The following is a 19,136-nucleotide window of genomic DNA, read 5'->3' as shown; positions in this document are numbered from 1 at the left end:
ACTCACTTCCCCGCCTCCTGACCGAGAGCCTTGGCCACTGCCGTTTCTGCTTTCCTGATCACTTCCGGTGTTAGGTCTACACAGCTATCCAGCGCGTTCAGCAGCCCTTGCAGCGCAGCCAGAAGGTCAGGCGCGGCCAAAAACAGATCGCGCTCTGCCATCATCTGCTTACGGTTGTGGTTCGTGATAATCATCTGCGCCACAGTCCGCGCGCCGGACATGATCTGGCCGCGTTCGCCAATCGTAAACTCACCCACGACCATTCTCCCCATTCCCAACAGCAGCCAAAACCGCATCAATCGCTGCAATCCGGCGTTCACGGCTGTCATCACTTGGCGGATACAAAAGGTCGCTGCGATACTGGTGAACAAGGGCTAACAGAGCGGGCGCATTAGCCAGCAGCGGTAGGGAGTCATCATCCCACACAGAGGCGATCAAGTCGCTATCCGGTGCATCGTCAATGTCACCAGTGCGCAGGGTATTAAAACCCTGATAGTCCTTCGAAATGCGAAAGTTATTCATCGTCGCAATCCTCGTTTAGATCATGGGCAACCGCGCCAGTTCCGCCGCAGCGGGGGCAGTCGATGGTTTCAAAGCCAATGCCAGCGGGGCCGTTTTCCATCTCGCCGGTTTCAATGCTGCCGTTGCCTCGGCAAAGCGGGCAGTCGATGTCGATAATCATATCGCAGCCCGCCGTTCAGAAGCAGCGGCGGTATCCAGAGCGGCAACAGCGCGCTCGACAGCGGTAATCGCGTATTCAATGCGGGGGCCGTGCAGAGACAGGTTGCCTAGCGTCACCCGTGCACTCAGAAATCCGCTGCCGATCTGCCGGATAATGGCGCGGCAAGAGCCAAGATCACGCTCAATCCGGTCGTGGGCGAAACGGTTCAGCAATGGACGGACGCTTGCCAATTCTTCCCGCGCTAACTGGATGCGCTGATTGTAGGTATTGATAAGCAGCGTTGCCTTGGCGATGTCTGCCGCCGTGCTGAATCCATCGAACTTCAACGGGCGCGTTGTGGCGGGCGGGTTGGCGCGGGTTATTGAGGTGAAGGCGTTCATGCTGCCTCACCCAGATCAGCCAACTCTTTGCGCAGGCGCTCAATTCGGCGGGCCTTGGCAGCATCGGCGTTGCTTTCGCAGCTTGCCTGCAATTCGATGACCCGCTCGATTTTGGCAGCGAGACCCTTCTCTTCGCCAAGAGGCCATATCGACCCGTGCTGCATTTTCTCAGCATCGAAGAATGTTACGGATATGCGCTCCCAGCTTCCGTGCAGGCTGAACATGAGAGTTTCTTGTTCGTTGGTCAGCAAATCGACCAAAATGCTTTCAGCGGCGTTCAGCGTCTTGCGCTGTGCGGCTGTAAGTTGCTTACTTGTGGATGTCTGTGCCATCTGAACCTCCAAGCCATGAGTGGCTGTTGGAGGTCAGGTATGGGGGATATTTCCCCCTGCGTCAATAGCGTTGGGGGATATTTCCCCTATTTATTTACGTGGCCTGTTTCGGCATCACGAAAAGCACGGGCGCGGCCCATGAAACCTCGACATTTTCCATGTCAGGGGCGTTCAATGATCGCAGGGTGTAGCGATCCGCCTCACTGCCAGCGGAAAGAATTTTTAGATAAGTGCCCTCGTCGGCAGTGCGGACGGCGCAGTATCGGTTGAGGTACGCGGGCAGGATTCCGTCATGGTCGCGGCGCACATAGATAATGTCGCCATCCTCATACTTTGGCAGCATCGAAGCGCCGACGACGCATAGCGCCATCAACCGTCCAGTTACCAGCGGTGGTCGCGGCACGGTGTCGAATGACGCCATGCCAGACAGTTCAACGTCTGGGTCTGTTAAGAACAGCACCTCTCCACCCGCCCCGATATTACCAAGTACGGGAACCATAAGCGCCGATCCGGTCAATCGGTCAACAGGCATCTCCAAAGCCTCCGCCACCTTACGGAGTGTGCCGATACCAGGATTATCGGTGCGTGTTAGAAGATCGCGCACGGCGCTTTCCGACAGGTCTGCAGCTTTCGACAAGCTGCGCCTGCTGAAACCCTTTTCCTGCATGGCGGCCTCAATAGCCGCCCTGATTGCGTCGATGTTCGCCATGCGATCCGTATTGCATAATCGCCGGTCGCGCTGTGATTCACGAAATATCCCACGAAGGGTATTGACGGCGGGGGATATTTCCCCCATTAATTCGCCATGTCGAACCTGCTCACAGATATCAAGGCGTTCTGCAGCACTCACCATATGAGCGAAAGCCAATTCGGGGTGATGACGCTGAATGACAAAAACCTCGTCTCACAGCTCAAGGGTGAGGGAGGCAAGAGGCCGCGTCGCCTTTGGCCGGAAACGGAAGCCAAGATCAGGCGCGAAATGGCCACCTACCGTCCTGCGGAGAGGGCGGCATGAGTACCTTCGTCTATTTCCTGCGCCGCAAGGATGGCAACGGCCCGATCAAGATCGGCACAAGCTGGCGCGGCGGTGAAGCAAGGGCCATAGATATCACGCGCCGGAACGGCGTAGAGATTGCCTGCATAGCAGAATGGCGCACCCCGCGTTGCGCAAACAGTTACGAAGCGCGCTTTCACGCGCATTTTGAGCCACATCACCTTGGCCACGAATGGTTTGATCCCGTGCCGGAATTGCTGGCCATCATCGACCATGTGAACGCCGGGACGTTTCGCGATGACATGATCATCCAGCGCGGGTGGTGCGTCACTAAAGCGTACCAGACGAAAGCCTCCATCGCTCATTGGGGCGACCTTGCCCGCAAATCAGCGAGGGCAGCATGACCACCCTCCCCCCAGAAATATCCGCATCCCTGCTCATCGCATGGCTCATCCTGTGCGCGGGCATCAGTCTGGTGTGTCGCATGATGGATAGGCGGTAAGTAATTCTCAAGCATGTGCAGCCACATACCGCGCTGCACAATAGAAACAACGGCGAATATGGCAGTGTTTCAAAAGTAGACGTTAATAATATTTCGCAACTTTACTTGTTTAGGAAGGGCGTAAACCATGTTCGTCAGCAAGAAGAAGCACCAACAAGTGTTGGATCGGTTGTCGATTGTTATCGCACAGGCGGATGACTGGCAGGATAACACCGTCGCGCTCAAGGACACGGCCAACTATTGGCACAAGCGTTCTGAGGCATTGGAAAACGATCTCGAACTCGCCGACGCTCGTGTCATCGAACTCGCCTCCGCCCTAACCGAAATCTCCAACATGCGGACACCTTCCTGCGCGCATATCGGCAAGCGCATGGCTGATGTCGCTGATCGGGTGTTGGGGAAATGAGCGGCATAGATTGCGCACACGGCGTCCCCCTCAGCCTCCATTGCGGCGCATGTGGGGCTGTTCCTGAAAACGATATCGCAGCGACCCTTATTGAGCGCGGCAACCGTTATGGCTCGTTCGATGAACACGCCCGCATAACGCAGGCTATCAAGCGCGCGTATCAGGATAGCCCGAATTGGCAGACGCTTCCCGACGATATGAAGGAAGCGTTGGAAATGAACGCGCACAAGGTCGGGCGCATCCTCAATGGAGACCCGCTGTATCACGATAGCTGGCACGACATTGTTGGCTACACGAAGCTGGTCGCTGATCGTCTGGCGGTGTCGAAATGACCCGCCTCCTAAAGCACTTCACCCGCTACCTCGCCTGTCGCCGTCTCGCCAAGCTGGTTAAGGAAGGCGAACTGCGCGTCAAGATGGGGCGGCGGCGTGACTCGCTCGGACGTTTCGCATGATGCGCGTTGAGACAATCGGGCGCGCTACGCTTTATTGCGGTGACGCGCGTGAGATCGTGCCGATGCTGGATCCCGTCGATCTGGTCTGCACCGACCCTCCTTACCTACTCACTTATGGTGGCCATCATGGCTCGTTCGGCGGTAAGCTAAGTTCGTCAGTTTACGACAACAAAGGCGGTATAGTCGAGTGTGCGATTGAGTGGTCGGAGTTCATGCCACTCATATTCGAAGTGCTGAAACCCGATTCGCACGCCTACATCATGGCTAATAATCGGCACGTCCGGAATTTGCTTAATAGTGCTGCGAACGCCGGTCTAAAATTCCACAACCTGCTGGTCTGGGACAAAGGCACAGCTACCGCCAACCGCTGGTATATGAAGAACCTGGAGTTCACTGGCTTCTTCTACAAAGGCAAAGCATTCTTCATCAACGATTGCGGATCTAAACAGCTTATTCGCTGCCCAAACATCCTCAATTCGCCTCACCCTACTGAAAAGCCGATTGCGCTCATGGCGCACTATATCAGCAACAGCACAACAAGCGGTGCTGTGGTCCTTGATCCATTTATGGGCGTCGGATCAACTGGTGTCGCAGCTATTCAAATGGGCCGAGACTTCGTTGGTTGCGAGATCGAAACCAAGTATTTCGACATCGCCTGCCGCCGTATCGAGCAAGCCCAGCGCCAAGGCGATATGTTTCTGGAGGCCGTGGCATGACCCGCCGCATCCAGCCCCGCGCTGTTGTAGCGCCGCAGACGGACGTGATCATCTACGGGTCGCAGAAGCTGGCGTTCTTCCCTGTAATCGATCCCACGCCGGTTTGCCGGTTGCGGGCGCATGTGATGAGGCCAGTATGATCCTGTCCAATCGTGAAGTCCGCGTTCTCAATGAGATACGCAAGATCGCCGCTGCTGGTGAGCCTATGCCGAAGGGCGCGATGTTCGCCGCGATGGTGGCAATGTCAGAGCGGACGACTGAAACCGCAATCCGCGCACTAAAGAGGGCGGGCTACATCCGCATCGACAACCCGTCGAGCAATACGCGGATTATCCATGTCGATGGAATGTCCACCGGTGCGCCGCGCCCTATCACGCACTGTCGCACGTTCGTCAAGGGCGTGATGACCGACGCGGAACTGGCGTCCGAACGATACCATAATGCGATGGTCGCTTATTACCAGCGCCACGCTGACACGCATCGTCAGGTGTTGGCAGCATGAGGCCGCGCCAGTCTTTCGGCAGCAAGGCGATGACCGGATCGCAGGCATTGACGCAGCTTAAAGTCATGCTTGCCAGCGCCGCGAACCTGGACGCCTTCACGCCTGAATTGCTGGTCCGCACGCACAAGGTCAGCCCCAAGGTTGCTGAGTATGAATTGCAGATTGCGCGCCAGAAAAGGGGCGCGGCTGCATGATCGACCTGGGGGCATTGCTGGACGATGAGCAGGACGAAGCGTGGCACATTGACCCGCGTGACGAAGATCCGCGCGATGAGATTGCGCGCCAGTCTGCTTTTCTCCGCGATGCCAAGTTCCTTTGCCCCAAGGTCGATATATTCGCCGTGCCGAATGCCGGGAAACGCAGCCAGTGGGCCGCAGGCAAAGCCAAGCGCGAAGGCATGGTTGCCGGTGTCCTCGATCTGGTCGCCACATGGCCCGGTGCTGGCGTCGCCTTCCTCGAATGGAAGGACGGCAGCAAGATGCCGGACGATAACCAGCGCGAACGCCTCAACCGCTATGTCAGGCAGGGCCACCATTGTGGCGTATTCCGGCAAGAGCAAAGCGCGCTGACGTTCCTGCGCGATTGTGGCGCACCCTTCTTAGCAAGGGGTGATCTGTGAAGAACGCCGACATCCGGCAATGGTCGGACGAGTTCCGCAATACACTGCGTCAGGAAATGGCCAGCGCCGCGCTGCGCATGGATATGAGGCAGGCCGAATATATGCGCGGGCTTGGCGTGCCTGTCGCTTTGATGCTGGAACACAACCTGATTGGCACCGTCACTGTTGAGGTCGATAGCCGCGACTTCTGGACACCGATCGACACAGGCAAGGCGATGGTCGTCACACCGCTTGTGGAAGATGGCGCGACCCTCGACCTTATCGCGTTCGACCCGAAAGACCCTGACATCTGGTTCCTGCGTACCGGCGAAGGCTGGGCGCTGGGCTGCGATGCCGTTCGTGATGCCGTGCAAGGCTGGGATTCCGCCGACAAGCGCCTCTCGCTACACGCTACCCCGCTGGATTGGCTCCGTGCTGGCAGCAGCGGCGCATGTGTCACGCAATGGACGCCTGAAAGCCGCAGCGCCGTCCGCCACGTCGATGCCATTGTTGTCACCAGCATCAAGTTTGCCCGGGCCTTGCGCCTGGAATTGTCGCGGCCACCGCGCATCCCCGAAATCGAAGTGAAAGGGGCGCAAAGCCGTGCCGCGTAATATCGAGACTGATACAGACTTCGACAACGACAACACACCGCCTGCATGGATGGACGAGGCAAGCAACGCGCTGTTCGCTGAGTATGCAAAGGGTGATGAACCGCCAACATCCCTCGCGCTGATCGATCCCGCCTCATGGGCCGGGACAGATGCCCCAGAGCGGGAGTGGAAGGTTAAGGACTATATACCCGACCGTCAGGCTACATTGCTTACTGGCAAGGGCGCTGCGGGTAAATCGCTGGTATCGCAGCAGCAGGCAACGTGCATCGCCCTTGGCCTACCTTTCCTTGGCGTCGAGACCATCCAGACGAACGCGATCTACATCACCTGCGAAGACGACACCGACGAACTGCACCGGCGACAAATCGCCATCTGCGCAAGTCTGGGCGTCAAGATAGAGGACTTGAGCGGAAAGCTGCACCTGCTATCACTACAAGGCGAAATGAACAACGAACTGGCTACGTTCGACCATGATGGCCGCATCCACATAGCCACGCGCTACAAGCAGATCGTCATGGCCTGCGATGAGCATGATATCGGCTTTGCGGTCCTCGACAACACCGCACATTTGTTCACCGGCAATGAGAACGACCGGCATCAGGTGGCCGCGTTCATAAACCTGTGCAACCGCCTCGCGATAAGCATCAATGGCGCGGTCGTCATCGTTGGGCATCCCAACAAGGCAGGCGATAGCTATTCAGGCTCTACGGCATGGGAAAACCAAGTCCGCAGCCGCTTGTTCATGGAGATACCTGAGAACGACGATGGCAGCATAACCGACCCAGATATGCGCGTCATGCGCCGCGAAAAATCCAACTATGCGCGCCGTGGTGGCGACCTGTCCTTCATGTGGTTCAAGGGTGCGTTTGTGCTGCCTGATGTCGTTCCCCAAGATCAGCGCCACGACACCCACGACATCGCCAAAGCAAGTCATGAGAACGACATCTTCATGAACTGCCTTGCGAAGGCCACAGAGCAGCGCCGCGCCGTCAGTCACGTCAATGGCGTGAACTATGCACCACGCATTTTCGCCCACACACCGCAGGCTCGTGGCGTCAATGAAAAGGACATGCGCGCCGCTATGGAACGCCTCCTCAGCCTCGGCAAAATCGAACTGGAAGCCAACCTTTGGAAGGGTCCAAATCGTCACTGGAAAGTAGGGATCAAGGCTGTTGGCCCGTGCGCCAACCCCCCCTCAGAAACCCAGCAAAACCGTGCGCCAACCCCTGCGCCAACCCCCTGCGCTGACCCGCGCCAACCCCCTAGCCAAGTCATTGAAAACATTGCGCCGACCCTGCGCTGCGCTGACCCCCCATATACTACGTATATGGAAGGGGGTGCCCTTGAGGCACTCCCCCCTTCCATTGAGAACGGGCAGGAAGAGGACTGGAAATCAAATCCAATTCTGAACAGCAAAGCGCCCCCTGCAAACGACATCCCGCCGTGGCTCGATGAGGCTCCACCGATTGGCGATGATGACGACTATTTTGATCGGGATGACCATGACCAGTAGCGCCCGCGAATATCTCAACCGTGAACGTGAGCGTAGGGGGATGGGGAGATGAGTAGACGCACGCTGCAAGAGTTATTGGCGGAGGCTTACGCGACGGCTGTCGAACGAGATAAGGCGGCAGAGACGGGGCCATTAGTTCGCGTAGAGCACGCGGCACAGGTCTGTGAAGAGGCCGACTTTTACCGGAAGTACGACCATGGCGAAAAATCGGAAGATTTTCTCGATGGGTACATTCAGGGCATCGAACGCGCGGCTGAATTAGTCCGTATGATTGGCGCCACCTCACCAGCGAAGAAAAGCCAATGAGGCATGACCCACCGAAAGCCCGCAAGCCAGACACCGGCCTCGTCAAACCCTATCGCCCAAAGCCGAACGACTTCCGCGAAACGTTCATCGCTTTAGGTTGGGAGTGCATCGAAGAGCATTACCAGACGAACTGGCGCGTCATTCGCCGCTGGATCGACATGGAAGGCCGGGAGGATCTGATTGCTGCCCGTCGTGCGCATGTCGAAGCGATCTGGGCTGAGCGGCGGTTGAAGCGGAAACGCTATGTGCTGGGGCGGACTGTGACGGCGGTTAAGATTGGACACGAGGAGATTTAGATTATGACCATGCCATACATCACCGATCATGCCGTGCTTCGCTATCTGGAGCGTGTTCGTGGCATCGACATGGAATCTGTTCCCGCCGAGATGTCCTGCGCCGGACTGGCAACGGAGATGGCGTTCGGATGCAATACCGTGAAGATGGGCAATGGAGCACGTCTACGGATTGTCGGCGATGTTGTTCAGACGGTTTTGCCTAAGGGGAGCCGGTCGTGAGCATGGGCCGTCCTTCTGAATACAGCGAAGAGATCGCCGGAAAAATCTGCGATGCCCTCGTTATGCCGCGCAGTCTGAGATCAATTTGCTTGGACGAGGACATGCCGTCGCAGTCTACCGTCTTCCGATGGTTGGCTGATGAGAGGTATGCTGACTTTCGGGAGCGCTATGCGCGTGCGCGCGAGGCCCAGGCTGATGCTATTTTCGATGAGATGCTGGACATCGCGGACGACGGCTCAAATGACTGGATGGAGCGGCGCCGGGAGGATGGTTCGGTCGATGAAGTCTTGAACCATGAGCACGTGTCGCGTTCAAAGCTGAGGATTGACGCGCGCAAGTGGGTGGCATCCAAACTCGCCCCGAAAAAATACGGCGACAAGCTGGACGTGACTTCGGACAACAAACCACTGCCCGCCTCGACTGTGGCTGTTTTTGCATTGCCGGATAATGGCCGCGGCTAAACCGGAGATCGTTCCCGGCCAGACGATAATCCCACAACCCGGCCCGCAGACGACCTTTCTCGCGTCGGCAGCGGACATCGCAATATACGGCGGCGCAGCAGGTGGCGGGAAGACGTGGGGGCTTCTCATGGAGCCGTTACGCCATATCCATGTTCCGGGCTTTGGTTCGGTCACATTCCGACGCTCAACCGTCCAGATCAGGAACGAGGGCGGGCTATGGGACGAAAGCGCGGTTCTCTATCCGCAGGTAGGTGCATCTCCGAAAGAGCATGTGCTTTCGTGGACATTTCCCAGCGGCGCCTCGGCCAGCTTTGCGCACCTCGAACACGATAAGACCCGGTTCAACTGGCAGGGGTCGCAAATTCCGCTGATATGCTTCGATGAGTTGACGCATTTTACGCCGACGCAATTCTGGTACATGGTCAGCCGCAATCGATCGATGTGCGGTGTTCGGCCATACATTCGCGCGACCTGTAACCCTGATGCGGATAGCTGGGTCGCTACTCTCATCGCATGGTGGATCGATCAGGAAACCGGACTGCCTATCCCTGAGCGCGCGGGCGTGTTGAGGTGGTTCGTGCGCGTTGGCGATAACCTGATCTGGGCTGATAGACCGCAGGAGTTGAGCGGGTATCTCATGCCCGATGGCCTGCCTATCCCTCCTAAGTCGTTGACGTTCGTCCCGGCGAAGTTGACCGACAACAAGGCGCTGATGGATGCTGACCCCGGCTACATGGCTTCGTTGCTTGCACTGCCGCGCGTTGAACGTGAACGGCTACTGGGTGGCAACTGGAAGATCAGGCCCGCTGCCGGGTTATATTTCCAACGGTCCTACTGCCGGATTGTCGATGCCGTTCCTGCTGGCACGATATTTGGCAGGGGATACGATCTTGCCGCGACTGTCCCGTCGCCTGAAAACCCCGATCCCGACGCCACCAGCAGCACGAAGATAGGCCGGATGCCCGATGGCCGTTACATCGTGGTCGATAACACGAACGATTGCCTATCGCCTGCCGGTGTGGAGCGTAAGATTGCCAACCTCGCTAGCCATGACGGTAAGTCGTGCATCATATCGCTACCCCAAGATCCAGGCCAAGCAGGCAAGAGCCAAGTTGCCAACCTCAAACTCAAGCTATCCGGCTTCAACGTGCGATCTTCGACGGAAACCGGCGACAAGGTGACGCGGTTCAGCCCGTTCTCTGCGCAAGCCGAGGGTGGTAATGTCGATGTGCTGCGCGGTGAATGGAACGACCGATGGTTCTCTGCGCTCGAAGGGTTCCCCGTCGCCAAGCATGACGATGACGCGGACAGCGCATCGCGCGCGTTCGATGCCGTCGCCCTAGGTTCCCGCTACAACATCCGCTCCCTAGCCTGACGGCGGTAAATCCACGCCAACCCCACGGCTACCCTCTAGCCCATGTCATCCCCGCCCGCCCGCATTCGCAGCGTCCGTTTCAAGGATGGCCTTACCAGCGCCATTACCGGTCTGGGTACGAACCTCGACCCCCGCAATTCCATGCAATACGCGCCCAGCTTCATGACGCAGGACATGATCGACGCGGCCTATCGCGGCAGCGGTATGATGCGCCGGGTTATCGACCTGCCTCCGTTAGACATGGTGCGCGAGTGGCGTAACTGGCAGGCTGAGCAGGATCAAATCAAGCTACTGGAAGCCGAGGAACGCCGCCTGGACTTGCGTGGTAAAGTACGACTGGCTGAGACATTGCGCGGTTTGGGTGGTGGTGCATTCATCCTTGGTTTGCCGGGTGCTCCGGAAACCCCTGCCCCCGCCAATATCCCGGCAAAGGGGCTAGCCTACATCCACGTCGTCAGCCGCTACCAGCTTACCCTAGGCCCGATAGTCGAGGATCACACGGACCCTGCATTTGGTGGGCCTAAGCATTTCACACTGACCACGACGACCGGGCAGAAGGACATTCACCCTTCTCGTGTCGTCGCCTTCCGTGGTGATGCAATCCCATTGCTGCGCATGACGGGTTGGGAGGAACAATATTGGGGCGAAAGCCGTGTTGCCCGCGTCTATGAGGCTGTCCGCAACAGCGACAGCGCGCAAGGCCATTTCGCGGCACTGATCGGCAAGGTGCGTAATACCATCATCGGCATTCCTGATCTTGCAGGATTGCTGGCAGAGCCTGACGGCGAACAGGTGTTGCAGACGCGCATCTCCGCCATGATCCTTGGCGAGAGCATGTTCAATGCCACCTTGCGCGATGCAGGCGATGGGACAGCAGGCGCTGGTGAGACAATCGATCACCGGCAGATCAATTGGGCAGGTATCCCCGATATCATGATGGCCTTTGCGACATTCATCGGTGCTGTCGCCGGGATGCCTGCCACACTCGTTATCGGGAAATCACCGGATGGCCAGAACGCGACCGGCAAGGGTGACGCTGACAACTGGAACGCCACGGTTCGCGCGCGCCAGACGCTGGAACTTGGGCCGTGCATGGATCAGGTGGACAAGTATCTGATCCCATCGGCGGGGGTTACTCCTACGGCTGATGCTGAGATTTGGTCGGAATGGGCACCGTTGAGTGTGCCATCGGCTAAGGAGCAGGCGGATACGTTCTTCGCCACCATGCAGGCTGTCGAGAAGGTGCAGGCAACCGGCGCGATCCCGGATGAGGCATTTGCCAAGGGCTTCCAGAACCTGATGTCCGAGAAGGGATGGATTCCCGGCCTTGAGGGCGCGTTGGCAGAACTGCCAGAAGATGAACGTTTCGGCATTACGCCCGATGCCAGCAATGACGACGATCCATCGGCCATTCAATCGAAGGGAGGTGATCCTGTATCTCAAGGCACGGGCGGCGCGTCTGGAAGTGACGTGCCGCTCCGCCGTGCGGCTAATGATGCCTTGCGCGCTACCGGACTGTCCGACGAAGCAATCGCAGACGTAATGGCGATGATCGACGCTGGGGCGTAGGGATGCGCTTCTCGCTGGCCGACCTCGCGCGCAGGCAACGGAACATCCGCAGATCCGCAATCGTGATCAGGGATATTGCCCCGCCCTCCACATTGGCAAGCAATCTCTACGCCCGCGCTTATCGCCCCATCATCCAGGCATGGACCGACGCAACCCCTCGCATCGTATCATCCTACGAACGCACCCTAAGCGCGATGGTAACGGACGCGCCCGCCGACATACAGGCCGAGATTAACGCGACGGCGGGGCTGTTGGAGCGGTTGTTCTTGCTGTTGACGCCTGATATTAGGGATTGGGCGTTAATGACCGAGCGCACCATGAGGCGTAAATGGATCGGCGCCGTATTATCCGCCGCGAGCGTCGATCTAACGACCTTGCTGGGAACCGAGGATGTCCGCGCCTCACTCGACACGCATATTTCGTGGAATGTGGCATTGGTCCGCGATGTCTCCGATGTCACCCGGCAGCGCATCAGCAGCGCCGTATTCGATGGCCTGCGCAATCGCACCCCGGCGCGCGATGTGGCGAAAACCATAACGGAGGCGGTGGGGATTAGCCGCCGTCGGGCGCTCAACATATCGAGCGACCAGACGAGCAAATTGACCAGTTCGCTTGCTGATGAGCGGCGGCGGCAGGCTTCGATTTTGGAATGGTCTTGGGTTCACAGCAAAAAACTTCACCCTCGGCAGTCGCATCAGGCGCGCGATGGCAAGGTGTATTCTGACGACCCTTCGCGCGTCGGGCAAAGCATCAATGGCAAGACAATCGAGCCGCTTCCACCAACGCGCCCCGGACAAGAACCATACTGCGGATGTCGCTCGAAATCGGTGATTTCATTAGACTAGCCGGTCAATTCGTGGCACAAAAAACGGGCCGAAACGGTGGTGGAACACCGCTCGGCCGTTCTGCTGTGCAGGCGCAATACGCTTGGCACCGCCTATGGTGGCGACGGCGTTATACTCAATCCAGATGCACCATACTGGTATGAACTTGCTACTTGGGAACGAGACGAGTGGCGCTTGAACGGGGCTGATGGTTACGGCGGATATGAAACGTTGGATGCTGACGAGCCGGACTTTTATGCCGAGATAACACATCCCTTCTGACGGCGGTAAAGCCCGCCAAGGCCCGCCGCTATCGTGCGGGCCATGCTATTTGCTGACACCCTCACGCTAGATGCGCCACGCCGGACTAAGGACGGCTTTCTCGCTGTGCGCGCGAAGGCGGCTCGTGTCGGCGTCTACCAATATACCGGCGCCGAGGTTGACCCCCAGAACGAGCACGGACTGCGCGATCAGGCCAGCGTCAACGTCATGCGCGATGACAAGACGGTATTCGACAACGCATCTGCCCGGTCTTTCATCGGCAAGCCTGTCACCGACGATCACCCCCATGAAGCTGTAACCGCCGACAACTGGCGCGATCATGCGCGCGGCACCATCATGGGCGCCATGCGGGACGGCGAATATCTCGCGTTCGACCTCCTACTGACCGATGCCGCCGCGATCAAGAAGGTCGATTCCGGCAAGCGCGAACTGTCGAACGGCTACAGCGCGACCCTCGAATATGGCGATTTCACCGCTGCTGACGGGACGAAATGCCCGGTTCGGCAAGCATCCATCACCGGCAACCACGTCGCATTGGTCGATCGTGGACGTGCCGGACCTCATTGCGCCATCAAGGACGGTTTCGCCGTTTGCGATGCCCTCCCCCGATCCTTTCTCGACAGTCTCACCGTCGACGGCACGGCGGCGGCAATTGGCTGGTTGGAAAAGGCGATTGCACTTCATCGCAAGCACATGAGCGGCAAAGCCCCGACCACCGGAGACGCAGGCGAAAAGAGCCAGCAACTCATGATGGAGCAGATGGAAAATGCGCTGTCTGAATTAAAGCCCAGCGCAAACAAGACAATGAAAATGGACCAACTCAACACTCAGGAGAAGCCTGCAATGAAGATCAAGATCGGCGATGCCGAAGTCGATGCGACGAACGGTGAGGCCGTTCGGATCGCAGTTGACGCGCTCAATACCAAGTTTGCGGCTGATGCCGCCGCCCTCACCACCGCCACCACGGCGCTGGACACCGAGAAGGGCAAGACCGCCGCTCTGGAAAAGCAGCTTTCCGACGCCAAGGACGCATCCGCTCCTGCCGCCCTCGATAAGCGCGTTGCTGATCGTGCCGCGCTCATCACGACCGCCAAGGCCGTGAAGGCTGACATCGTGACGGACGGCAAGACCGACGCAGAAATCCGCAAGGCTGTTGTTGTCGCATCGCTCGGTGACGCCGCTGCATCGTTCGATGACGCTGGCATTGCAGGCGCCTTCGCAGTGCTGACTAAGGACGCCAAGCCCGCCGACCAGAAGGTTCACGATCTGGGTTTGCCCAAGCCGATGAACGACACCGCAGCCATCCGTGACCGCGTTCGCGCGTCGCGTTACGCCAACTAAGGAGTTTTGACCGATGGCTGAAATTCAGACCAACTACGTCGAGACCATCGCGCCGGGTTATCCTGGCATGGTGGCCAACGGCGAAACGTCCAACCGCATCACCCGCACGATTGAGGATGCTGGCGGCATTGGTTTCGGCAAGGCTGCGTTTCGCGGCACTGGCGACCACGGCGTCACCGCAACGCCGACTGCGGGCGGACTGGTGGGCATCACCATCGCGCACGAAGCGCTGGGCATCATCGCCGGTCAGACCGCCGATATTTATGCACAGCGCCAGAACGTCCCCATCATGACGCAGGGCGTTATCTGGGTGACGGCGGGCGAGGACGTGACGGACGGCGTACAGGCATATGTCACTTCGGGTGGCGCCTTTGTCGATACGGCCAGTTCCAATGTCATCCTGCCGGGATGGTTCTTCGACACTACGGCTCTGAGCGGTTCGCTCGTGAAGCTGGCCAAGCGCTAAGGGGGCGGCTGAAATGAACGCGATCACTCACAACTTCTACGACGCCGCCACCGGAAAGATCGACTTTCCCGCGTGGAAGGCGAACGACGCTGAACACGCCAAGCAGTTCCGCGATTATTCGCTGTCTGACTGGATGGTCAATGATCAGGTGGGCCGCGCCTTCCTGACGCCGCAGCTTCATCGCATCGAAGCCGAAACCTATATCCGCAAGTATCCGTCGTTCGACTTCGCGTCGTTCATGACGGTGAACGAAGATGGCGACATGTGGGATGTCGGCACCGTGTTCTACAGCATGGATGCCGTGGGCCGCGCCGAGTTCATGTCCGGCAAGTCGTTCGACATGCCTTATGCCAGCACCATCCTTGATCAGTTCACGCATGGCTACCACCTTGCCGCGCTGGGCTACGAATGGACCGTGCAGGAAATGGAACGCGCCGCCAAGCTGGGCCGTTCGCTTCCTTCCGACAAGGCAATGGCCGTAGACATGGGCGTTCAGTCCACGTTGTTCAGCCTTGCCATGACGGGTCGCCTGCCGGGTGATACCACGTCCGAAAAGGGCTGGACCGGCTTGGTCAACAACGGATCTGTCCCGGTCGCTAACTTTGCAGCGGACGGCACCGGCTCTGCACGCACATGGGCAAGCAAGACGCCGGATCAGATCAGCCGCGACTTCTGGGAAGCGATCAACGCAGTCGAAACGGCAACCGGCGAAACGCACATCGCGACCACCGCCGTTCTGCCGACGAGCCGCCTGCGCTATTTGGAAAGCACCCGCATGACGGATACGGGCAGCAGCGTGCTTGCCTACATCCTCGGCGGTTCGGCCAACTCGCGCACGGTCAACGTTCGCGGTAGCCGCCTTCTGGAAACCGCAGGCGCATCGAGCACCGCCCGCATGATCGCCTACGACAACACGCAGGAGGTCGTCCGCTTCCACCTGCCCGGTCGTCACACCTTCCTTGAGCCTTTCCGCAAGGCTTCGATGGTCTGGGAAGTCCCCGGCATCATGAACGTCGGCGGCACGGAAGTGCGCTTGCCCAAGGCCATCGCATACCGCGACGGACTGTAACCCCTATCGGGCGGCGCTTCGGTGTCGCCCGCATGGAGACAAGACATGCAGATCAAGAACATTTCCACAGGGGATCGCGGTATCCGCACCACGGACGGGACGCTGGTTATGCTGGCACCGAACGAGGTTGCTGATCTCGACGTTTCCGATGCTGAAATGGATGACGCGGCGGATTGGTTTGAGTTCAAGGGTGCTTCCAAGCCCCAAGAACCCGGCCCACTCGACGGCAACGTTGACGACCTCAAGGACTACCTCGACACGGTCAGCAATCCTGACGAAGTGCAGAAGCTGATTGACGCAGAGACCGGTGGCAAGTCGCGTGCAGGCGCACTGAAAGCCCTTGAAGCACGCCGGGACGAACTTCTGGCCGCATAACTAACACCTCTCCGGGGGGAGTCGGGCCGCGCGCTGGAATGGCTGCGCGGCCCTTTTTGTAAGGATTGAAGATGGCACTTGGCGCATTCTCTCGTTCGGCAGCGTCGAGCCTATCAGCCGATAGCGTCGGGGCGATGAAATGACCGTCCCGTCTACCGCCCCAATATTTGATCAGGTCATGGACCCGACCGATATTCTCGACTTCTATTTCGAGATTTCGCAGGGTGACGCGACCGGCGACATTCTGATGACGGGCGAGGAAATCGCCAGCTTCACACTTGGGACCACCGCCGAGGCAACAGCGGGTGGCGTTCGGATAATGAGCGATGGTGTCCGCGCTCCCATAGCCGATGGCCGCATTATCCGTTTCTGGATGGATGTAGATCCGACCACGCAAAGCTCTACCATCTTCGACAGTCGCGGCATTCTGGTCGGCATAGTTCTCACAATAACAACGGATGCTGATCCGCTGCGAAAGAAGCAGCGCACGGTCGGCATTCGCGTGGCTAATCAATGAGGCGGCAAATGATAGTTGGAACGGTCGATAACGGACGTGTTTGTCACATTGAATTTCCTTTCTATTCGGGGAGGGCTGGCGCGCGCGTGATCGGCGACAATATGGAAATCGGATATTTCGGCGCGCCGCCTCCCGTTAAGAACCCGGTGCTCGACGGCTCTGTAGATGGCACGGCAGTGCGCATCGTTGGTCACAAGGTGACTGACATGGCTGGCACCGCAAACGCTCAGATGTCGGCGACCAAGGCGGTTACTCTCACCGTTCGCCCCCTAGAGACGGAAGGCTAAGGCGTTATGGCACTTGCACCCATCGCACGAAGCCTGATTCTGTATGAGGCGGGACGGAGCGCGCAACCCGAAACCGCGTTTACGGCACCGGAATATGGAACACCCGCGCCAGTGTTCACCACGCAACCGTCCATCTCCCCGACAAGCGGCGTTGCGGGCGCGACGTTCACGGCGAACAATGGCGCGGCAAGCAATGCAACGTCCTATGCGCGGCGCTGGCTCTTGTCTGGAACGTCCATCGGGACGGGAACGACCGTAACGCCGTCCGCAGGATCGCTTGTGCTGGAAGTGACCGCAACCGGGCCAGGCGGATCGACTGTTGCAACATCGGCGGCAGTCACTGTTTCGGCGCTTCCAACAGTCACCTTGTCCGCTGCAATTTCAAAGGTCGAAGGCAACAGCGGCGCGAACCTTTACACCTACACCGTCTCGCGTTCGTCATTGGTGGGCGCGGCGGTTATCCCTTGGTCGTTCGCCGCTGGCAGCACTAGCGCGAACGATTTCACGGGTGGCAGCTACCCGACTGGCGGCAACGTCAATCTGGCCGATGGCGCGTCCAGCGGGACGTTTTCGGTTAGCGTCAATGGGGACGCGACCGTGGAAAGCGACGAAGCGTTCACCGTTTCGATTAGCGCGCCATCTGGTTATGCGGCGGGCGCGTCCATGAGTGCGACCGGCACAATATTGAACGATGACAGCACGCCTACCCCAGCGCCGTTCCTGTCCCTTTCTTCCGCAGTGACGCAAGCGGAAGGCAACAGCGGGACTACTGGCTTTAGCTGGACGCTGACCCTAGAGCGCGACGGCTCCACCGCATCGTTTCCCTACAATTGGGCAATCACTGGCGGCGGCGCGAACCCGGCGAACGCGGCGGACTTTGGCGGCACGTTCCCATCTGGTAGCGGCACCTTTGCCCCCGGCGAAACGAGCAAGACGATAATTGTTCTTGTGACCGGCGACACGGCGGAGGAACCTAACGACACCTTCACCCTAACCGTTACGGCAGCGGGCCTTAATACCGTCACGTCAACCGGCACGATTACTAACGATGACACATCGGCGGTTGCGTTGGTTATAACTGGCGCGCCATCTCCGGCTGTCAGCGATACGGCCTATCGTTATGCACCCGAGGTTACGGGCGGCAGCGGAACCAAGACGTTTGCATTCACCGGCGCGACCGCCCCCAGTGCGCTCGGTGGATCATTCAACGCTGCTACTGGGGAAATAACCGGGCCTTTCAACGCGGTCGGAACGGTGGCGGGAACCATCACCGTAACCGATACCAGTGGCAGCGCGTCGCAGTCGGTCAGCATTCCAGTTGCAGCCAGTCCGGCAAGGGTCGCCAATCTCATGATGGCGCTGGACTCCGCAGAGTTGGCGGTGACTTTGCCGCGAGGGCCTGTTCGGACATGGCCATCCGCATTTGGCGCGGCGCTTGCTGCATCCATGGTCACTCTAGATCGCGCCCCACAAATGGGGCTGCGTTCAATCAACAGATTGCGCGTTGCTAATCTGGACGCTGGCACATCCCCGCTTACTGTAAGCATTCCCCACGCGAGCGGATATACGCTGTTCTTGCTGATTGATTGGGATAGCTACAGCACAGCGCGCAATCTCTTTAATGGTGCCAACGGGGCATTAGGCGCCCGCATTTCTGCAACTGGAACGGTTCAGGTGCTGCGCGTTGGCGGTGCAACGCTGCAAAACGGAATTACCCCCATCAATCGCGTTGGTCCTAACCTTATCACAATCAAGGCCGGGCCTTGGGGGACCAGTATAGCCATAAACGGTGTCGCCGATCAGTCAAACACGACCGACGCGACACTTACCCAGCCCATAACTTCTCTTGGTGGTTTGACCAGCTCCTTCGATGGCGGGTTGGCGTCCTTCCTCGCCTATTCCGGCAACATGGCCCCATCCGATGTGACAGCGGTTGAAGCATTCCTAACCAACAAATGGAAAACGGCTCCGTCGCTTGCTTCGTCTCCAATGACCGCATCGGACGGCAAAATTCTGACATGGGCAAACGCTCAACCTGTCGCTTGGGCGGCTTAAG

32 protein-coding genes are annotated in these 19,136 nt (G+C 58.7%); 26 read left to right on the top strand and 6 right to left on the bottom strand.

Annotated features, from left to right (window positions below):
* Positions 1–2 precede the first annotated feature (2 nt).
* The 6 genes from QMG56_RS15150 to QMG56_RS15125 form a co-directional block, all read right to left on the bottom strand.
* Entirely contained in the window at positions 3–257 is a 255-nt protein-coding gene (locus QMG56_RS15150; RefSeq protein ID WP_281823122.1) for a hypothetical protein, read from the bottom strand.
* Positions 250–522, bottom strand: coding sequence for a hypothetical protein (locus QMG56_RS15145; RefSeq protein WP_281823121.1), 273 nt, complete (start codon positions 520–522; stop codon positions 250–252). The genes QMG56_RS15150 and QMG56_RS15145 overlap by 8 nt, the downstream gene beginning before the upstream one ends.
* Positions 515–682 (bottom strand): hypothetical protein, encoded by a 168-nt coding sequence (locus tag QMG56_RS15140; protein ID WP_281823120.1) that lies wholly within the window; start codon positions 680–682, stop codon positions 515–517. Before QMG56_RS15140 ends, QMG56_RS15145 begins: the two co-directional genes overlap by 8 nt.
* Positions 679–1,062 (bottom strand): hypothetical protein, encoded by a 384-nt coding sequence (locus QMG56_RS15135; RefSeq protein ID WP_281823119.1) that lies wholly within the window; start codon positions 1,060–1,062, stop codon positions 679–681. Before QMG56_RS15135 ends, QMG56_RS15140 begins: the two co-directional genes overlap by 4 nt.
* Positions 1,059–1,394 carry a hypothetical protein gene (locus tag QMG56_RS15130; protein WP_281823118.1) on the bottom strand — a complete coding sequence of 112 codons (336 nt, stop codon included), beginning with the start codon at positions 1,392–1,394 and terminating at the stop codon, positions 1,059–1,061. The genes QMG56_RS15135 and QMG56_RS15130 overlap by 4 nt, the downstream gene beginning before the upstream one ends.
* Before the next feature lie 94 nt (positions 1,395–1,488).
* The gene (locus QMG56_RS15125) at positions 1,489–2,103 is read right to left on the bottom strand and encodes a helix-turn-helix domain-containing protein (RefSeq protein WP_281823117.1); all 615 of its coding nucleotides are present in this window, start codon (positions 2,101–2,103) and stop codon (positions 1,489–1,491) included.
* Positions 2,104–2,199: 96 nt separating this feature from the next.
* On the opposite strand from QMG56_RS15125, the gene QMG56_RS15120 reads away from it, so the two are divergent.
* The 26 genes from QMG56_RS15120 to QMG56_RS14995 all read left to right on the top strand — a co-directional run bounded on the left by QMG56_RS15120 (position 2,200) and on the right by QMG56_RS14995 (position 19,135).
* Positions 2,200–2,409 carry a hypothetical protein gene (locus tag QMG56_RS15120; RefSeq protein ID WP_281823116.1) on the top strand — a complete coding sequence of 70 codons (210 nt, stop codon included), beginning with the start codon at positions 2,200–2,202 and terminating at the stop codon, positions 2,407–2,409.
* On the top strand, positions 2,406–2,792 hold the full coding sequence (locus QMG56_RS15115; protein WP_281823115.1) for a hypothetical protein: 387 nt from the start codon (positions 2,406–2,408) through the stop codon (positions 2,790–2,792). The genes QMG56_RS15120 and QMG56_RS15115 overlap by 4 nt, the downstream gene beginning before the upstream one ends.
* A gap of 225 nt (positions 2,793–3,017) precedes the next feature.
* Positions 3,018–3,296 (top strand): hypothetical protein, encoded by a 279-nt coding sequence (locus tag QMG56_RS15110; RefSeq protein ID WP_281823114.1) that lies wholly within the window; start codon positions 3,018–3,020, stop codon positions 3,294–3,296.
* Positions 3,293–3,628, top strand: a complete 336-nt coding sequence (locus QMG56_RS15105; protein WP_281823113.1) for a hypothetical protein — start codon at positions 3,293–3,295, stop codon at positions 3,626–3,628. Before QMG56_RS15110 ends, QMG56_RS15105 begins: the two co-directional genes overlap by 4 nt.
* Entirely contained in the window at positions 3,625–3,750 is a 126-nt protein-coding gene (locus QMG56_RS15100) for a hypothetical protein (RefSeq protein ID WP_281823112.1), read from the top strand. The genes QMG56_RS15105 and QMG56_RS15100 overlap by 4 nt, the downstream gene beginning before the upstream one ends.
* Positions 3,747–4,466, top strand: coding sequence for a site-specific DNA-methyltransferase (locus QMG56_RS15095; RefSeq protein ID WP_281823111.1), 720 nt, complete (start codon positions 3,747–3,749; stop codon positions 4,464–4,466). The genes QMG56_RS15100 and QMG56_RS15095 overlap by 4 nt, the downstream gene beginning before the upstream one ends.
* Complete coding sequence (locus tag QMG56_RS15090) at positions 4,463–4,606, top strand: hypothetical protein (protein ID WP_281823110.1); 144 nt, start codon at positions 4,463–4,465, stop codon at positions 4,604–4,606. Before QMG56_RS15095 ends, QMG56_RS15090 begins: the two co-directional genes overlap by 4 nt.
* A complete protein-coding gene (locus tag QMG56_RS15085) occupies positions 4,603–4,968 on the top strand; it encodes a hypothetical protein (protein WP_281823109.1) in 366 nt (121 codons plus the stop codon). The genes QMG56_RS15090 and QMG56_RS15085 overlap by 4 nt, the downstream gene beginning before the upstream one ends.
* Entirely contained in the window at positions 4,965–5,162 is a 198-nt protein-coding gene (locus QMG56_RS15080; RefSeq protein WP_281823108.1) for a hypothetical protein, read from the top strand. Before QMG56_RS15085 ends, QMG56_RS15080 begins: the two co-directional genes overlap by 4 nt.
* The gene (locus QMG56_RS15075; protein WP_281823107.1) at positions 5,159–5,587 is read left to right on the top strand and encodes a hypothetical protein; all 429 of its coding nucleotides are present in this window, start codon (positions 5,159–5,161) and stop codon (positions 5,585–5,587) included. The genes QMG56_RS15080 and QMG56_RS15075 overlap by 4 nt, the downstream gene beginning before the upstream one ends.
* Complete coding sequence (locus QMG56_RS15070) at positions 5,584–6,180, top strand: hypothetical protein (RefSeq protein ID WP_281823106.1); 597 nt, start codon at positions 5,584–5,586, stop codon at positions 6,178–6,180. The genes QMG56_RS15075 and QMG56_RS15070 overlap by 4 nt, the downstream gene beginning before the upstream one ends.
* Positions 6,170–7,693 carry an AAA family ATPase gene (locus tag QMG56_RS15065; protein ID WP_281823105.1) on the top strand — a complete coding sequence of 508 codons (1,524 nt, stop codon included), beginning with the start codon at positions 6,170–6,172 and terminating at the stop codon, positions 7,691–7,693. Before QMG56_RS15070 ends, QMG56_RS15065 begins: the two co-directional genes overlap by 11 nt.
* A 48-nt stretch (positions 7,694–7,741) precedes the next feature.
* On the top strand, positions 7,742–7,999 hold the full coding sequence (locus QMG56_RS15060; RefSeq protein WP_281823104.1) for a hypothetical protein: 258 nt from the start codon (positions 7,742–7,744) through the stop codon (positions 7,997–7,999).
* Positions 7,996–8,295 (top strand): hypothetical protein, encoded by a 300-nt coding sequence (locus QMG56_RS15055; protein WP_281823103.1) that lies wholly within the window; start codon positions 7,996–7,998, stop codon positions 8,293–8,295. Before QMG56_RS15060 ends, QMG56_RS15055 begins: the two co-directional genes overlap by 4 nt.
* A 3-nt stretch (positions 8,296–8,298) precedes the next feature.
* Entirely contained in the window at positions 8,299–8,514 is a 216-nt protein-coding gene (locus QMG56_RS15050; RefSeq protein WP_281823102.1) for a hypothetical protein, read from the top strand.
* Positions 8,515–8,516: 2 nt separating this feature from the next.
* On the top strand, positions 8,517–8,975 hold the full coding sequence (locus QMG56_RS15045; RefSeq protein WP_281823175.1) for a terminase small subunit protein: 459 nt from the start codon (positions 8,517–8,519) through the stop codon (positions 8,973–8,975).
* Positions 8,962–10,350, top strand: coding sequence for a phage terminase large subunit (gene terL, locus QMG56_RS15040; protein WP_281823101.1), 1,389 nt, complete (start codon positions 8,962–8,964; stop codon positions 10,348–10,350). Before QMG56_RS15045 ends, terL begins: the two co-directional genes overlap by 14 nt.
* A gap of 42 nt (positions 10,351–10,392) precedes the next feature.
* Entirely contained in the window at positions 10,393–11,919 is a 1,527-nt protein-coding gene (locus tag QMG56_RS15035; protein WP_281823100.1) for a DUF1073 domain-containing protein, read from the top strand.
* 62 nt (positions 11,920–11,981) lie between these two features.
* Entirely contained in the window at positions 11,982–12,764 is a 783-nt protein-coding gene (locus QMG56_RS15030; RefSeq protein WP_281823099.1) for a phage minor head protein, read from the top strand.
* Positions 12,765–13,067: 303 nt separating this feature from the next.
* A complete protein-coding gene (locus tag QMG56_RS15025; RefSeq protein WP_281823098.1) occupies positions 13,068–14,366 on the top strand; it encodes a DUF2213 domain-containing protein in 1,299 nt (432 codons plus the stop codon).
* Positions 14,367–14,379: 13 nt separating this feature from the next.
* A complete protein-coding gene (locus tag QMG56_RS15020) occupies positions 14,380–14,832 on the top strand; it encodes a hypothetical protein (RefSeq protein ID WP_281823097.1) in 453 nt (150 codons plus the stop codon).
* Positions 14,833–14,845: 13 nt separating this feature from the next.
* Complete coding sequence (locus tag QMG56_RS15015) at positions 14,846–15,901, top strand: DUF2184 domain-containing protein (protein ID WP_281823096.1); 1,056 nt, start codon at positions 14,846–14,848, stop codon at positions 15,899–15,901.
* A gap of 45 nt (positions 15,902–15,946) precedes the next feature.
* On the top strand, positions 15,947–16,276 hold the full coding sequence (locus QMG56_RS15010) for a hypothetical protein (RefSeq protein WP_281823095.1): 330 nt from the start codon (positions 15,947–15,949) through the stop codon (positions 16,274–16,276).
* 178 nt (positions 16,277–16,454) lie between these two features.
* On the top strand, positions 16,455–16,793 hold the full coding sequence (locus QMG56_RS15005; protein ID WP_281823094.1) for a hypothetical protein: 339 nt from the start codon (positions 16,455–16,457) through the stop codon (positions 16,791–16,793).
* An 8-nt stretch (positions 16,794–16,801) separates the two neighbouring features.
* Positions 16,802–17,080, top strand: coding sequence for a hypothetical protein (locus QMG56_RS15000; RefSeq protein ID WP_281823093.1), 279 nt, complete (start codon positions 16,802–16,804; stop codon positions 17,078–17,080).
* Between the two features lie 6 nt (positions 17,081–17,086).
* On the top strand, positions 17,087–19,135 hold the full coding sequence (locus QMG56_RS14995) for a Calx-beta domain-containing protein (protein ID WP_281823092.1): 2,049 nt from the start codon (positions 17,087–17,089) through the stop codon (positions 19,133–19,135).
* The last annotated feature ends 1 nt before the right edge of the window (position 19,136 follow it).

The organism is Sphingobium sp. BS19, from assembly GCF_027925545.1.
GTDB lineage: Bacteria > Pseudomonadota > Alphaproteobacteria > Sphingomonadales > Sphingomonadaceae > Sphingobium.
Note: the sequence above shows the minus strand (reverse complement) of the source record. Positions and strands in the feature narration are given on the sequence as shown.